10 protein-coding genes, 2 pseudogenes and 1 riboswitch are annotated in these 14,888 nt (G+C 30.5%); of the genes and pseudogenes, 7 read left to right on the top strand and 5 right to left on the bottom strand.

Features of this window, described 5'->3' with window-relative positions:
• Nucleotides 1–5 precede the first annotated feature (5 nt).
• The 3 genes from C1715_RS14375 (at nt 6) to C1715_RS14365 (ending at nt 3,920) form a co-directional block, all read left to right on the top strand.
• On the top strand, nt 6–1,616 hold the full coding sequence (locus C1715_RS14375) for a sigma-54 interaction domain-containing protein (RefSeq protein WP_341457751.1): 1,611 nt from the start codon (nt 6–8) through the stop codon (nt 1,614–1,616).
• Between the two features lie 256 nt (nt 1,617–1,872).
• Nucleotides 1,873–2,601, top strand: coding sequence for a gamma-glutamyl-gamma-aminobutyrate hydrolase family protein (locus C1715_RS14370; RefSeq protein ID WP_102401156.1), 729 nt, complete (start codon nt 1,873–1,875; stop codon nt 2,599–2,601).
• A gap of 26 nt (nt 2,602–2,627) precedes the next feature.
• A complete protein-coding gene (locus C1715_RS14365; protein ID WP_102401155.1) occupies nt 2,628–3,920 on the top strand; it encodes an APC family permease in 1,293 nt (430 codons plus the stop codon).
• Between the two features lie 96 nt (nt 3,921–4,016).
• On the opposite strand, the gene C1715_RS14360 is transcribed toward C1715_RS14365, so the two are convergent.
• Nucleotides 4,017–4,205, bottom strand: coding sequence for a ferredoxin (locus tag C1715_RS14360; protein WP_102401154.1), 189 nt, complete (start codon nt 4,203–4,205; stop codon nt 4,017–4,019).
• A gap of 358 nt (nt 4,206–4,563) precedes the next feature.
• Here C1715_RS14360 and C1715_RS14355 point away from each other — a divergent pair, with 358 nt between their 5' ends.
• A complete protein-coding gene (locus tag C1715_RS14355) occupies nt 4,564–6,246 on the top strand; it encodes an amylo-alpha-1,6-glucosidase (protein ID WP_102401153.1) in 1,683 nt (560 codons plus the stop codon).
• A gap of 38 nt (nt 6,247–6,284) precedes the next feature.
• Nucleotides 6,285–7,919: an amidohydrolase gene (locus C1715_RS14350; RefSeq protein ID WP_102401152.1), complete on the top strand. Its 1,635-nt coding sequence runs from the start codon at nt 6,285–6,287 to the stop codon at nt 7,917–7,919.
• Between the two features lie 977 nt (nt 7,920–8,896).
• Here C1715_RS14350 and C1715_RS14345 read toward each other — a convergent pair.
• Nucleotides 8,897–9,796: a hypothetical protein gene (locus C1715_RS14345; RefSeq protein ID WP_102401151.1), complete on the bottom strand. Its 900-nt coding sequence runs from the start codon at nt 9,794–9,796 to the stop codon at nt 8,897–8,899.
• A 695-nt stretch (nt 9,797–10,491) separates the two neighbouring features.
• Here C1715_RS14345 and C1715_RS14335 point away from each other — a divergent pair.
• Nucleotides 10,492–11,178, top strand: a pseudogene (locus tag C1715_RS14335) (RNA-guided endonuclease InsQ/TnpB family protein); the annotation flags it as partial.
• A 133-nt stretch (nt 11,179–11,311) separates the two neighbouring features.
• Nucleotides 11,312–11,620, top strand: a pseudogene (locus C1715_RS14330) (RNA-guided endonuclease InsQ/TnpB family protein); the annotation flags it as partial.
• Nucleotides 11,621–12,191: 571 nt separating this feature from the next.
• Here C1715_RS14330 and thiE read toward each other — a convergent pair.
• The 3 genes from thiE to thiD form a co-directional block, all read right to left on the bottom strand.
• The gene (thiE, locus tag C1715_RS14325; protein ID WP_102401150.1) at nt 12,192–12,818 is read right to left on the bottom strand and encodes a thiamine phosphate synthase; all 627 of its coding nucleotides are present in this window, start codon (nt 12,816–12,818) and stop codon (nt 12,192–12,194) included.
• 54 nt (nt 12,819–12,872) lie between these two features.
• Complete coding sequence (gene thiM / locus C1715_RS14320) at nt 12,873–13,670, bottom strand: hydroxyethylthiazole kinase (protein ID WP_102401149.1); 798 nt, start codon at nt 13,668–13,670, stop codon at nt 12,873–12,875.
• A gap of 73 nt (nt 13,671–13,743) precedes the next feature.
• A complete protein-coding gene (gene thiD / locus C1715_RS14315) occupies nt 13,744–14,547 on the bottom strand; it encodes a bifunctional hydroxymethylpyrimidine kinase/phosphomethylpyrimidine kinase (RefSeq protein WP_102401148.1) in 804 nt (267 codons plus the stop codon).
• Between the two features lie 124 nt (nt 14,548–14,671).
• Nucleotides 14,672–14,773, bottom strand: a riboswitch (TPP riboswitch).
• Between the last annotated feature and the right edge of the window lie 115 nt (nt 14,774–14,888).

The following is a 14,888-nucleotide window of genomic DNA, read 5'->3' as shown; positions in this document are numbered from 1 at the left end:
GGAGAGTGCCTTACTACATAAATAAAATAATTGATCTGGGTGATAGGTATATTGATGTATCCACTTTTTTTCAGATAATAAGTTCATTATCTTTGCACAATGATGAAATAGGAAAGAATTTAATTAAGTACTCTGAAAAAATAGTTAGTTTAGATGCTGGAATAAGAGACAATTATAAAGAACTTTTTATAAAAAATATTGAATTAGATATTGTAATAAATCTTTCTAAAAATGGAATAGCACTTACCAATACTAGAGGAGTTATAACAGTATTTAATAAGAGCTTTCAAGATATGTTTGCCTTAAAGGAACATGTAGAAGGTGAATTAATTGAAAACGTATTTAAAGGAGAATTGGAAAAAATAATAACTGAAAAGGAGATATTTGATGAGGTTTTTATTTATAAAAATAGATACATAAATACTAATAAAAGAACTATACATTATTTAGGAGTAGAAATGGGCACCTATTATAATCTGCAGGAAATTACATATATAAAGCAGTTAGAACAAAATTTAAGTCAAAAGATAAGAGAGAAGGGGCAGGTAGCTAGATATACTTTTGATGATATACAGACTAAGTCAAAGATTATGAAAGAATGTGTAGATTTAGCAAAGAAGATTTCTAAATCGGATTTGACGGTACTTATAATAGGAGAAAGTGGTACGGGAAAAGAATTGATATCTCAATCTATACATAATAATTCTGCAAGAGCTAAGCAGCCATTTGTGGCAGTTAATTGTGCTGCCATGCCTGAAAATTTATTGGAGAGTGAACTGTTCGGATATGAAAGAGGAGCTTTTACGGGAGCGTTAAAGGAAGGTAAAAAAGGGCTCTTTGAGCAAGCTAATAACGGCACTATATTTTTAGATGAAATAGGAGATATGCCAGTGCTTCTTCAGACAAAGCTTTTAAGAGTTTTACAAGAGAGGCAGGTTATGAGAATAGGGGCTCAAAAAGTAATAGATATAAATGTAAGAGTAATAGCCGCTACCAATAGAGACTTGCTTCAAATGATAAAAGAAGGAAAATTTAGAGAAGATTTATATTATAGGCTTAATGTTTTACCTATAAACATACCATCTTTAAGAGAAAGAAAAGAAGATATATTAGAACTATTAAAATATTTTATGAATAAAAATTTAAATATAATAGAGGAGGCAAAACAGGCTATATGTAGATATAATTGGCCTGGTAATATACGAGAACTTCAAAATGCAGCTTCATATATATCTTTAATGTGTAGTGAAGAAGTTACAATTGAAAATTTGCCCTTTGACATTGTTAATGATGAAAAAAAGGAAAATGATAAACTTAAAAATGAAGAAATAAATAAAATGTGTAGTGAAGAAGTTTATATATTAAAAAGTAAGTGCAATTTTAAAAAAGCTTTAGAAGTACTTAATATAGTGAATTCATTTAGTGTACGTGGAGAGTCATTGGGAAGAAACAAGATTTTAAAAATATTAAGGGAAAAAAATATAGAAACTAATGAGGGAGAAATAAGAAAAATATTGAATGTTTTAAATTCATTAGAATTTATAACATCAAAAGTAGGTCGTGGTGGAAGTGCTATAACAGGAAAAGGAAAAGAATTTCTTGAAACAGGAAAGTAAATAGGTTTATTAATAGGATAAATAGGTTAATAGGTTAAACGTATATTATGTTTAGCCTATTTTTTTATTTTAATATATTTATAATTAATTAAATACTAAATTTTCTAAATAAATATTTTGTAAATGTTTAAACTAACAAAATCGATGATTATAAGGATTTTAATAAAAAACTTTGTTAATGCAATAACGAATTGGCATGGGGTTTGCTTATAATATTTGCACAAATAAAACACTTAGATTTAGGAGGCTTAGATTAATGGACAAGAAACCAGTGATAGGTATATCAGGAAGCGTAATTGTAGACGATGGAGGCATGTTTCCTGGATACGAAAGAGCATATGTAAATGACGATTACATTAAAGCAGTGGCTTTGGCTGGGGGTATACCTGTTATGTTACCTATGGTATACGAAGAAGAAATAATAAGAAAACAGTTAGAAGCGGTAGATGGGCTTATAATGTCAGGAGGTCATGATGTAAATCCTCTGTTATATGGTGAGGAGCCTAGTCAAAAGCTAGGAGGAATACTTCCGAAGAGAGATTTATTTGATTGTATGCTAATAAAGATTGCCATGGACATGAAAAAGCCTATTTTAGGTATTTGCAGAGGACACCAAATTATAAATGTAGTTAATGGTGGAAATCTTTATCAAGACCTAGCTTTTATAGAGGGATGTTACATTAAACACAATCAAGGAGCATTATCTAATGTACCTACACACACAGTAAAAGTAGAGAAAAATACTAAGCTAAATGTAATTCTAGGAGATGAAGTGCTAACTAACAGCTTTCACCATTTAGCAGTAAAAGATGTGGCGCCAGGATTTAAAGCAGCAGCAGTGGCGAAAGATGGAGTTATAGAGGCTATTGAAAAAGAAGGAGAACACTTTGTAATGGGAATACAGTGGCATCCAGAAATGATGGCTAAAGAAAATGAAAAAATGTTAGGTGTGTTTAAAAAATTGATTCAAGAAAGTACAAAATAGTAACATAAGGAAAGGGAGGAAAAAGTATGTCAAGCAAAAACAAATTGGGTTTCTGGAGTATAGTACTATTAGGGATAAATGCTATAATAGGCTCAGGAATATTTTTATTACCAAATCAGGCCGCAAAATTAATAGGACCTGCCAGCTTAGGTGTAATAGTATTCGATATGTTTTTAGTTATAAGTATAGCAATGTGTTTTGCAGAAGTGGGCGGAATGTTTAAGAAAAACGGTGGTCCATATGTTTATGCAAGAGAAGCCTTTGGTGATTTTGTGGGTTTTGAAGTTGGATTTATGAAATGGGCTATAAGTATAATTGCATGGGCTGCTATGGCAGTAGCGTTTGCTACAGCTTTAGGAAAAGTTTGGCCAGCAGCGTCAGTGGGAGCTACTAAAAACATCATAGTTATAGCAATATTAGTAGGATTAGGAATTATAAATATATTAGGAGTAAATATTTCAAAAACATTAAATAATGTAATTACAATAGGAAAATTAGTTCCACTTGTAATGTTTGTGGCTATAGGAATATTCTTTTTAAAGGGTGCAAACTTCACTCCAATGATACCAAATGGTCAATATACACCAGGTTCTTTTGGTGCAGCAGCACTTTTAATATTCTATGCATTTACAGGATTTGAATCTATAGCAGTAGCAGCAGAAGATATGGAAAATCCAGAAAAGAACGTTCCAAAGGCAATTATAACAGTTATGATAATAGTGTCAGCGTTCTATTTATTAATTCAAGCAGTATCTATAGGAGTGCTTGGAACTAAACTTGCAGAAACTGCAACACCAGTAGCAGATGCAGCAGCAGTATTCTTAGGACCTATAGGAGGAGCAATAGTTACAGCAGGTACACTAGTTTCTATAGGTGGAATAAATATAGCGGCTTCATTTATCACTCCAAGAAGTGGTGTGGCTTTAGCAGAAGATGGACTTCTTCCAAAAGCAATTGCTAAACAAAGTAAAAAAGGTACACCATATGTAGCTATTATAATAACAGTGGCATTAGCAATTCCAATAGCTTTATCAGGTAGCTTTACAAAGCTTGCAGCAATAAGTGTTGTTTCAAGATTTGCTCAATACGTTCCAACATGTCTAGCGGTAATAGTTTTAAGAAAGAAGAGACCAGATTTACAAAGTTCATTTAGAGTTCCATTTGGACCGGTTATTCCAATAATAGCTGTAGTAGTTAGTGGATGGCTTTTAGTACAATCTTCTATGGAGAAAGTATTATGGGGACTTGGAGGACTAGTAGTAGGAGTTCCAATATATTTCTTAATGAAGAAAAATATTGAGAAACCTGAAAATAAATAAGGTGAATTTAATAGGTAAAAAGTTTTAAGAGCAATACAAAACCCTCTGTGACTATGACACAGAGGGTTTTTAACTTTCAATTGAGATAAAATTTTATTATTGAATTGTAATTGCATCTACAGGGCATTGAGATTCCGCATCTTGAGCAGAATCTGCTAAGTTTTCAGATACATCAGGGTTATATGCAATAGCTTTTCCGTCATCATCCATTTGAAATACTTCTGGACATACTTCTGGGCATAGTCCACAACCAATACAAGTATCTTTATCTACTTTAGCTTTCATTAGTTAAACCTCCGCTTATGTATAAGTAGTTTTATTAATCCCTAATTCCCAGTCTCCAATGCATAATAAATGTTTTAGCTAGTAATATATTTAGGTTTTATTTACTAGATAAGTATGAGTTTTTGTACTCATTACTATGAAGTAGTATTTAATAAAATCCCAAACATAGAGTATAACTAAGTGACAATTTGAACAACAGTATATAAATCATATATTTGGAAAATTGTTGTATGAACTTTTGTTAATAGTAAATATATATTTGTTATTATTGATAAAAATAGTATAATCAATAGTGAGAATTTTTATACATATGATAAAATATAAAGAAAGTATAATTATAAACATGGGGGGAAGAATAATGAAGCTAAACGTTTTCCAAGTTCCTTTTAGTAGATATGGTTCTTATCTGGTTATTTCACCTTTAGAATATGGTGAAATAAAAAAGGGACTTTACATAAGGAATATTAGAGGTGGAGATGATGATTTAGGAGAAGTATTTAGAATAGAAACGGTATATAATGAGAATATTACTCCTTATAAAATAGAATGCTACGAAACCCTTATGAAACTGAATTCTAAGGAAGGTAATGTGAAATTTTGCATGCCCAATGCTAATACTATTAGGATTCATTCAGAAGGAATGGTACTTAGATTAGTTATGAAAAAAAGAGCTTATGATGACATAATAAAAGCTGAAAAAGAAGCATATGAAGTAAATTGTTCATCTAAAAAAATAAGATTTATTATAAATCCTATTATGGGAGAAATAAAAATAAGAAGAGAATTAGAAGATTATCCAGGAGAAATAGTTATAGATTTATTACCCAATAATGGTGTTATGGAGTGTTCTATAGAAGATTATCACACTGTATGGAGAGAAAAGGGGGATTTGAGTAATTTTAATAATTGCTTAAAAACAGTGGAAGAAGATTATAGTAGATGGTTAAAAAATACATTGGAGGTTCCAGAAGAATATAATGCAGGTAAAAATTTAGCATCTTATATAACTTGGTCTTGCGTGGTAAATCCCGAAGGACTTCTAAGAAGACCTGCAATGTATATGTCTAAAAATTGGATGACTAATATATGGAGTTGGGATCACTGTTTTAATGCCATGGCTTTAGTTAAGAATAATCCTAAATTAGCATGGGATCAGTTTATGACATTTATAGATGTACAGGATGAAAGTGGTACATTTCCTGATTTCGTTAATGACAGCTATGCGTTATGGAATTATTGTAAGCCTCCTATACATGGCTGGACATTAAAATGGATGATGGATAGATGTGATTTTATAACAGAAGAAAGAATTAAGGAGGTATACGAGCCTTTATGCAAGTGGACAGATTGGTGGTTTAAATATAGAGATTATGATAGGGATGGAATACCTCAATATAACCATGGAAATGATTCAGGATGGGATAATGCTACAATTTTTAAGGAAAGTATGGCTGTAGAAAGCCCGGATTTATGTGCATTTTTAATAATTCAAATGGATGTTTTAGAAAAAATAGCTAATAAACTTGGAAAAAAGGAAGAGGCATGTGAGTGGAGAATAAGAGGAGAAGAACTTTTAAATAAAATGATTAAGCATTTTTGGAGGAAAGATAGATTTGTGGCAGTAGACAGTTACACTCATGAAGATATAGAGTCAGATAGTTTAATATTATATGTACCCCTAATTTTAGGTAAAAGATTAAATAAAGATATAAGAAATAAATTATTAGAAAAAATCAAAAAAGAAGGTGATTTTTTAACAGAGTTTGGCCTTGCTACAGAAAAAATAAATAGTGAATATTACATTGATGATGGATATTGGAGAGGACCTATATGGGCACCTTCAACTATGATTTTAGTATATGCTTTAAATGAATGTGGTGAATATGAATTAGCACAAAAAGTGGCTGAGAGATTTTGTAATATGGCAAATAGAAATGGAATGGCAGAGAATTTTAATGCATTGACAGGGGAAGGATTAAGAGATACAGCGTTTACTTGGACATCTAGTGTATTTTTAGTACTATGTAATGAATATATATAATAAGACTTTAAAATATTATATTAAAATGGAGGATTTACATGGATTTAATATTGTTTAATGGTAAAGTAGTTACCATGGATGAAGAAAATATAAGATGCGAAGCTGTGGCCATAAGGGGAGATAAGATATATGCAGTGGGAGATAATGAAGATGTGCTTAGTTTAAAAAATGATAATACAAGATTGGTAGATTTAAAAGGTAAACTGGTTCTTCCAGGCTTTACAGATAGCCACATGCATTTATTGGGGTATGCTAGTAGTTTACAAAAGGTAGACTTAAGAGATGCATATTCTATAGATGAAGTAATAGGAAAAACTAAGAAATTTATAAAAGAAAGAAATATTCCTAAAGGGCATTGGGTACTAGGCACTAATTGGAATCATGAAAATTTTAAAGAAAAAAGATTTTTGAATAGAGAGGATTTAGATAAAATATCTAAAGAGCATCCTATAAGTTTAATAAGGGCTTGCTATCATGTTTATTCGGTAAATAGTAAGGCTTTAGAAGTACTAGGCATAAAACGTGGTAATATACCTAAAGTGCAAGGTGGTAAGGTGGAGATAGATAACCAAGGCATTCCAACAGGGGTACTTACAGAAAATGCTGTTTGGCTTGCGGATAATGCTGTAAATGAACCAGACTTAGAGGAACTTAAAGATATGATAGAAGAGGCAGCAGCAAAAGCCTCTGAGCAAGGAATAACTACAGTTTTTTCTGATGATTTTGCGTATCTTCCAAGCAGAGATTATAAAAAGATAATTAAGGCTTATAGGGAGCTTATAGATGAAGGTAGACTAAAAGTAAGAATAAATCAGCAGTGTAGACTTGCCGATATGGATATATTAGAAGATTTTTTAAATGAAGGTTGGCATAATGAAAAGGGAGATAAAAACTTTAAATTGGGACCTTTAAAATTAATATGCGATGGATCTTTAGGGGCAAGAACTGCTTATTTATCGTATTCCTATAAGGATAAACCCTCTACTTTTGGAATGATTGCCTATAGTCAAGATGAACTAGATGAATTAATAATAACTGCTCATAAAGAAGGAATGCAGATATCTACTCATTGTATAGGAGATAAAGCTATGTATATGGTTTTCGACAGCATTGAAAAGGCACAAAAGCTATATCCAAGAAAGAATGCTAGACACACTATAATCCATGCACAAATAACTGATGAAGTTTTAATTAATAAATTTAAAGAATTAGATGTTATAGCCAATGTACAACCTATATTTTTAAATTATGATCTTCATGTAGTAGAGGAGAGAATAGGAAAGACCAAGGCTAAATATACTTATAATTGGAAGACTATGCTAGATAATGATATACATTTAACATTTGGTTCCGATTGCCCTATAGAGGCTTTCGATGTGCTTCCTAATGTATATTCTGCAGTTACAAGAAAAGATTTAAATGGATATCCAAAAGGAGGTTGGCTCCCAGAACAAAAGTTATCTGTTTATGAAGCTGTATATGGATTTACTATGGGAGGAGCTTATGCCTCTTTTGAGGAAAATATTAAAGGTTCTATAACTCCAGGTAAATTTGCAGATATAGTTGTTTTAGAAGAGGATATTTTTAATGTAGAAGAGGAGCATATTAAAGATGTGAAAGTAGAAACTACAATTTTAGGTGGAAAAACAGTATATACTAGAGAAAAAGAATAGATTACGAAGCAAGTGCCATAAGAAAAATCTGTCTTTAAGTCCACAATAAATATATTTTTTAAGACTGCTCGCAATACGCCAAGAAATTCTAATGTCTTCAAATATCAATACCCTAAAGCTTTCAAACTCGCTTCTAACGGCGCTCAAACATGAAAGCTTCTTAACGGGTATTGATATTTGAAAACAAAGAATTTCTAAGGCTAGCTCAATAGTCTAAAAAAATATATTTATTGTTACCTTAAAGACAGATTTTTCGGTTCATACGTACATTACTTATGGGGGAGACAGCCTACTGAAGGAGGATTTTCCTCCACTATGTTACGGAAAATCTTTAATTAAATAAATGGGATAGCAAAAAAGCTATAACTATTTCATTAAATGGAATAGTTATAGCTTTTTCTTTTAGCGCTTTAAAAATCTTTTATTGGCGATAGCCAACCTAAATACATAGAAATGATTAAGATTTATACAAACCAATGCCTCACGGCAAAATATATTAACTCTTACATATTAATGTATTTTCATAATCAATTATTCATTAGTATATAATCAAAGTTAATAATTCTATCTCACAATTAATAAAAATAATATTGTAGATTAAACGAAAGGCTACGCCTAAAAAATATTATGAGCGTTTTTTTATAAATTAAAGATTTTCTATAGCGAAGAGGAGGAAAATCATCCTTTAGTAGGCTTCTCCTCTCAAACCACATACATATTAAACTAAAAATATGATTTTAATGTAGTAATAAATGTGGAATTTGGGACTATTGAACTAGCCTTAGAACTTCTTATGTCTCACAGTTAAAGACCCGTTAAGAAGCTTTCATGTTTGAACGAGGAACGAGTGAGTTTGAAAGCTTTAGGGGCTTTAACTGTGAGACATTTAGAAGTTCTTGGCGTATCGTGAACAGTCCCAAATTACACATTTATTACGGAATTAAAATTAGATTTTTCTTCAAAGTATTGTGTCACAATTATCTTATGTTTAACCGTAGGCCTTCTACATACAATACTCTTTTAGAAAATATTCCGTGAATTACGGTGATATTTGAGCCTTCATCTATAAATAAAGGACCATCTACAATAAAGGTTATTTCTCTTTCTTTTTCATAATCAGTAACATAGACTTTATGATATATGGAGCTACTAGATTTTCCATGATGTTCAGTTATGCCTGTACATATTCCGCTTAATGAAGTTTGTAGTCCTAAAAATCCTTCTAGCCAGGATAATAAATCAGGTAAAAGTAAAAATACAAATATAAATGAAATTAATTGGGCTTTAGTTATATAAATAGCATATAGTAAGGCTAAATCATATAGTAGCCTAGAGGTGCCTTTCCATCTGTTTTTAAAAGGAACATTTACATGAGGAGTGAACCAGGGCTTAAATCTCCATAGAATACTACTTTCTTTAGGTTCTTTTTCAGGAACTTCCCAGGCTTTTTTCCATTGAAGCTGTCTACTATTTAAGCCTAGCATTAATATATTTTTAGTTAACATAAATATTCCTATAAATATTATTTCCATTACTATAGAGGATAATATTATATCTCTATTTTTTATTACAAAACAAGCTACTAAAATATATGTTATAAAAAACACATTAATAAAATATAAAGGTTTTATTTTATTATTAGTTTTTTCTTGAATATCCTTGTTGATATTAAGGTTTTTAGTAGAAATAATAACTACAGATAAAAATAACAGTGACATAAAGCTAAAGCCATTGATGGCACTTATCTTTAATACTTCAAACATTTCCATATTAATTCCTTTGATATTTAAATAAAAAACTATATTACAAACAATGTTTGTAATCAGTAGCCATACATAGAAAATTCTTATGCTCTCTAAATTTCTTTTTTCACTCATGTCTATAACCAGCTTTCTTTATTATAGTTAAATGATATTATCTTAATTAAAATTATAACACGACAAACTTAATATAATAGTTATTTTTTAGTTGTACAAAGTTTTATTACATATGTTATAGTTTTTGAGTTTCAGAAGAAAGTACAATTTTAGTTTATGGGTGCATAAAATTGTAATTATGCCTAAAACTAAGAATATTGCATACTAATGCACTGTAATATATATTGATATAATTTAAATGAAAAATTTTGCTGTACCACATTATGAAAAATTTTAGAATATGGTGGAAATGTAGAACATGAAAGAAATAGTAATACTTAAAAGAGTAGGCTAATTTCATAATCAGAATAAAAAGGGGAAGATAAGTTTATGTTAACTAAGGAACATGTAGCAAAGGATAAAAGCTTAGAAAGTTCTCTTCATTTGCTGAAGGAGATATCTTTAGTTATTTAAAATATAAATAAAAGTAATTAAATATAGTAAAATGTACTTATGAAAAGGAAGTGAGTACATTTGAAAAATAATAATTATAAACCAAATGAATTTGCAGAATTAATTAATGTATCAGTTAGAACATTACAAAGAGGGATAACTAAGGAATATTAAAAGCATTTAGAACACCAACAAATAGGAGATATTATACTTATGAGCAATACAAAGAAAATATAAGAAAAAGATAAAGGAAGATGAAGAAGTTGAAAAAAGCATACAAAATAGAAATTAAGCCAACAGAAGAACAGATAACTAAAATTCATAAAACTATTGGTGTAAGTAGGTTCATATACAATTTTTATATTGCTCATAATAAAAAAGTTTACGAAAAAGAGAAAAAATTTATTAGTGGTATGGATTTTTCTAAATGGCTTAATAACAAATATATTCCTAATCATCCTGACAAAGCTTGGATTAAAGAAGTGTCTTCCAAAGCTACTAAACAAGCCATTATGAATGGAGAAAAAGCTTTTAAAAAGTTTTTTGATGGTAAAGCAAGTTTTCCTAAATTTAAGAAAAAGAAAAATCAAGATGTTAAAGCTTACTTTCCAAAGAATAATAAAACAGATTGGACTATTGAAAGACATAGAGTTAAAGTTCCAACTTTAGGTTGGGTTAGATTAAAAGAATTTGGATACATTCCAGTTAACTCTATGGTTAAAAGTGGTACAGTAAGTCAAAAAGCAGAAAAGAAACTAAAACGTGAGCAAAGAAAGCTTTCAAGGAAATATGAAAGTTTAAAATTAAGAAATAAAAAAGAGAAAGGAGAAGCTACTCGTCAAAATATCCAAAAACAAATAGTCAAGGTACAAAAACTTCATCAAAGACTTACAAATATAAGAACTGATTACATAAATAAAACAGTGAATGAGTTAATAAAACAAAAACCAAGTTTTATCCGATGACTACCTGCCGTAACACTCCCACTTCTAACAAAGTGGGAGATAACGGCAGCTACGTCACTGGATAACGATCTCTAACCTTCAGATGGAGTAAAAACTCCATCTGAAGCTAAGAGTTCTGTTTATAACTATTGAAGATTTAAATGTAAGTGGAATGATGAAGAATAGGCATTTAGCTAAGGCAATTGCTGGGCAAAAGTTTTATGAATTTAGAATTAAACTTATTTCAAAAGCTAAACAAAATGGCATTGAGATAAGAATAGTTGATAGATTTTATCCAAGTAGTAAAATGTGTAGCTGTTGTGGAGCATATAAGAAAGATTTAAAACTATCTGATAGAGTTTACAAATGCAGTTGTGGGCTTTCTATTGATAGAGATTTAAATGCTTCAATAAATTTAGCCAATGCTAAAGAATATAAGATAGCTTAATTAAACAAGCACTTATATGTGTACCCAAGGCTATTTGGGGAATTAACGACTGTGGAGTTCTATACAAACTGTAGTAGCTTAGGCAAGGCAGAGTACGTTGAAGCAGTAAAAATCTCAATATGGATACATTTGACCATATTTTGAGTAGCAGGGATATTTGTTTATAGAAAACAGAGTTGATAAGTATCATTCTAACTTGTTTGAAACTCACTTATTGGGAGAAAAGGTAATCTGTATGACGGGAGAGGAAGCAACAAAGTTGTTTTAATACTTTAAAGACAGATTTTTCCGTTTATACGTACATTACTTATGGGAGAGATGGCCTACTAGTGGAGAAGGTAAGAAGTAAAAAGTAAGAAGTAAGAACCAATAGGTAAAAGGTAAGAGTTTCTTTAAAAAATTCAGCAAAGCTGGATTTTCACCACAACTATTACTTCTTAGCTCTTACCTATTACCTATCTGTAAATTTCAAATTTTATATTTTTATTTTATAAATTAAAGATTTTCCATAGCGAAGGAAAATAATCCTTTACTAGCCCTCTAGCCCACTGGCCAACTAGCCCACTAAAAATTATGACAAAGTCATAATTTTCTTAAGTTCTTCAGTAGCTTTTTTTATATTATTGCTTCCAAGAATGCAAGATATTACAGAAAGACCACTTACACCAGTTTCCATAACTGACTTTGCATTAGAGTGATTGACTCCACCTATAGCTACAGAAGGAATATGAATTTTTGAAGTTATTTCTTTTAGTCCATTTAAGCCTATAGGTATATCTATATCTTTTTTAGTATTTGTGGAAAACACAGCGCCAAGGCCTAAATAATTTGCTCCTTTGTTTTGAGCTTCCAAAGCTTCATATACATTGCCACAGGATATACCTATTATTATGTCTTCTCCTAATATTTTTCTTGCATATTCTATAGGCATATCGTCTTGGCCTAAATGAACCCCTTCAGCTTTTATTGCTTGAGCTATATCTATTCTGTCATTGATTATAAGAGGTACATTATAATATTTAGTTATGTCATGAATTTCACTAGCTATATTGAAAAATTCTCTAGTAGTTGCTTCTTTTTCTCTAATTTGTATTATACTCGCTCCTCCCTTTATGGATTCTTCTACGGCTTCTTTTAAAGATATATTCTTTAAAAATCTTCTATCCGTAACCAAATAAATTTTATAGTCTATACTCAATTTTAATACCCCCTGTTGTAAAATTTTTGTTTTTAATCTAAATTTCCAAGTCCACTATAGTAATTTTATATCTAGGTTATCTTTAAATTCTTGTTCAGTTAAGCCATAAATGTAATCTATTAACTTGACTTTAAAGGAAGCAGGAAGCTTTGTTTCATGAAATGCTTTTTCTCCTGCTATATTCATCCAAGCTATGGCAGCACATACAGCAGTGAACTTATCATTTTCAGCACCACAAGCTCCTGCACATAAAGCACCTAGCATGCAGCCAGCACCAGTAATTTTAGTGAATAACTGTACTCCATTTTTTATTAATGCAGTTTTAGTACCGTCAGATACTACATCTATTTGGCCAGTAGCGGCAATTATGCAATTATATTTTTTAGCTAAAGTTTTACAAGCTTCTACTAATCCCTCGCCATCATCTATAGAATCTACACCTCTAGTTTTAGAGGATAGTCCAGATAAAAATTTTATTTCTCCTGCATTACCTTTAATAACGTCTATTCTACCTAATTCTATTAGTTTATTAATAACATCTAATTTCCTTGGAATAGCACCACAGGCTACAGGATCTAATACTACAGGTACATTATTGTTTTTTGCTGAAGTTGCAGCCATAATCATGGCTATTTCTTGTTCCTTTGGTAGACTTCCTAAGTTTAAGTATAGACAAGATGAAATTTTAGAAAAGTCATAGCTTTCATCGTAGGCTTCTACCATGGCAGGAGAAGCGCCAAAAGCAAGTAGTATATTAGCACAATCATTTATAGTTACGTAATTTGTTATAGCATGTACTAATGGAGTGGTATTTCTAACCTTTGATATAACGTTAAATAAATGATTTTTCATTTTTTCATTCCCCTTTCTTTAGATGTTAATGTAAAGTTTTTTACACTACTTTAAAAAAAAGCTAAGTAGTTTTTTATTCATAACGCACGCCAGATTGTTTGTAAAGTTCAACAAAATGGCCTAAAGGACCTACACCTTGGCCAATGGAAAAGGAATTTTCTATAGCTTTTGTGATATAATTTTTAGACTCTATTACAGATTCTTCAATATTTAAGCCTTTTGCTAGATGCGATGCTATAGCAGAAGATAAAGTGCAGCCTGTACCATGAGTATTATTAGTTTGGATTCTTTTTCCCGATATTTTTATAAATTTTTCTCCTGTGTATAAAATATCGTTTGCATCATTGTATCTATGACCGCCCTTTATAAGTACCCACTTAGGACCCAGTTTTGAAATTTCAGAGGCTGCTTTTTTCATATGTTCTTCATTTTCTATTTTAAAACCAGTTAAAGCTTCAGCTTCCGGAATATTTGGAGTTACTATATGAGCTATAGAAATTAAATTTTTAAGCTCGTTTATTGCATCAGGTTTAAGTAGGAAATATCCACTTTTGGATATCATAACGGGATCTACAACTATGTTTTTAGCTTTATATTCTATTAGTAGTTCTCTTATGGTTTTTATGATTTCACTATTGGAAACCATGCCAATTTTCACTGCATCCACTTCAATATCATCAAATATACATTTTATTTGAGAATGTACTATATTATTATTTATTTCTTGTACATCAAATACGCCCTTAGTATTTTGACAAGTTACAGCGGTGATTACGCTCATGCCATAAACCCCTAAAGCACTCATAGTTTTTAAATCTGCTTGAATACCTGCTCCACCACAGCTGTCAGAACCGGCAATAGTTAAAACTTTTTTCATTTAGAATTCCTCCTAATTTTATAAAAATAAAAGGTATACCATAACGGTACACCTTTAAAGTGAATAATTTCTAAAATTTGAAATAAAAAACTGCTTAAAGAAAAGCAGAACATAAAATAACTTTAGAAGTTATGTACCTACTTACCTCCGCCAGTATTATCTGGTATCAGGTTCAAAGGGTTAGAGCAATAGCTCTTCTCAGCTTTAAGCACCCCCGTAGTAATATTAAGTTAGTGTTCAACAATAATTATATCAAATGAATACAATATTTCAATACTGGTTACTTATATAAAAAATTTTTATTTTTATGGTAAATGTTATATAATATATATAGTAAAAGT

The sequence above is a fragment of the Haloimpatiens massiliensis genome, assembly GCF_900184255.1.
In the GTDB taxonomy this organism is placed as follows: Bacteria; Bacillota; Clostridia; order Clostridiales; family Clostridiaceae; genus Haloimpatiens; species Haloimpatiens massiliensis.
Note: the sequence above shows the minus strand (reverse complement) of the source record. Positions and strands in the feature narration are given on the sequence as shown.

Excerpts from the sequence above, each read along its gene's own strand:
- C1715_RS14370 (WP_102401156.1), top strand. The coding sequence starts at position 1,873 with ATGGACAAGAAACCAGTGATAGGTATATCAGGAAGCGTAATTGTAGAC.
- C1715_RS14365 (WP_102401155.1), top strand. The coding sequence starts at position 2,628 with ATGTCAAGCAAAAACAAATTGGGTTTCTGGAGTATAGTACTATTAGGG.
- C1715_RS14360 (WP_102401154.1), bottom strand. The coding sequence starts at position 4,205 with ATGAAAGCTAAAGTAGATAAAGATACTTGTATTGGTTGTGGACTATGC.
- C1715_RS14355 (WP_102401153.1), top strand. The coding sequence starts at position 4,564 with ATGAAGCTAAACGTTTTCCAAGTTCCTTTTAGTAGATATGGTTCTTAT.
- C1715_RS14350 (WP_102401152.1), top strand. The coding sequence starts at position 6,285 with ATGGATTTAATATTGTTTAATGGTAAAGTAGTTACCATGGATGAAGAA.
- C1715_RS14345 (WP_102401151.1), bottom strand. The coding sequence starts at position 9,796 with ATGAGTGAAAAAAGAAATTTAGAGAGCATAAGAATTTTCTATGTATGG.
- thiM (WP_102401149.1), bottom strand. The coding sequence starts at position 13,670 with ATGAAAAATCATTTATTTAACGTTATATCAAAGGTTAGAAATACCACT.
- thiD (WP_102401148.1), bottom strand. The coding sequence starts at position 14,547 with ATGAAAAAAGTTTTAACTATTGCCGGTTCTGACAGCTGTGGTGGAGCA.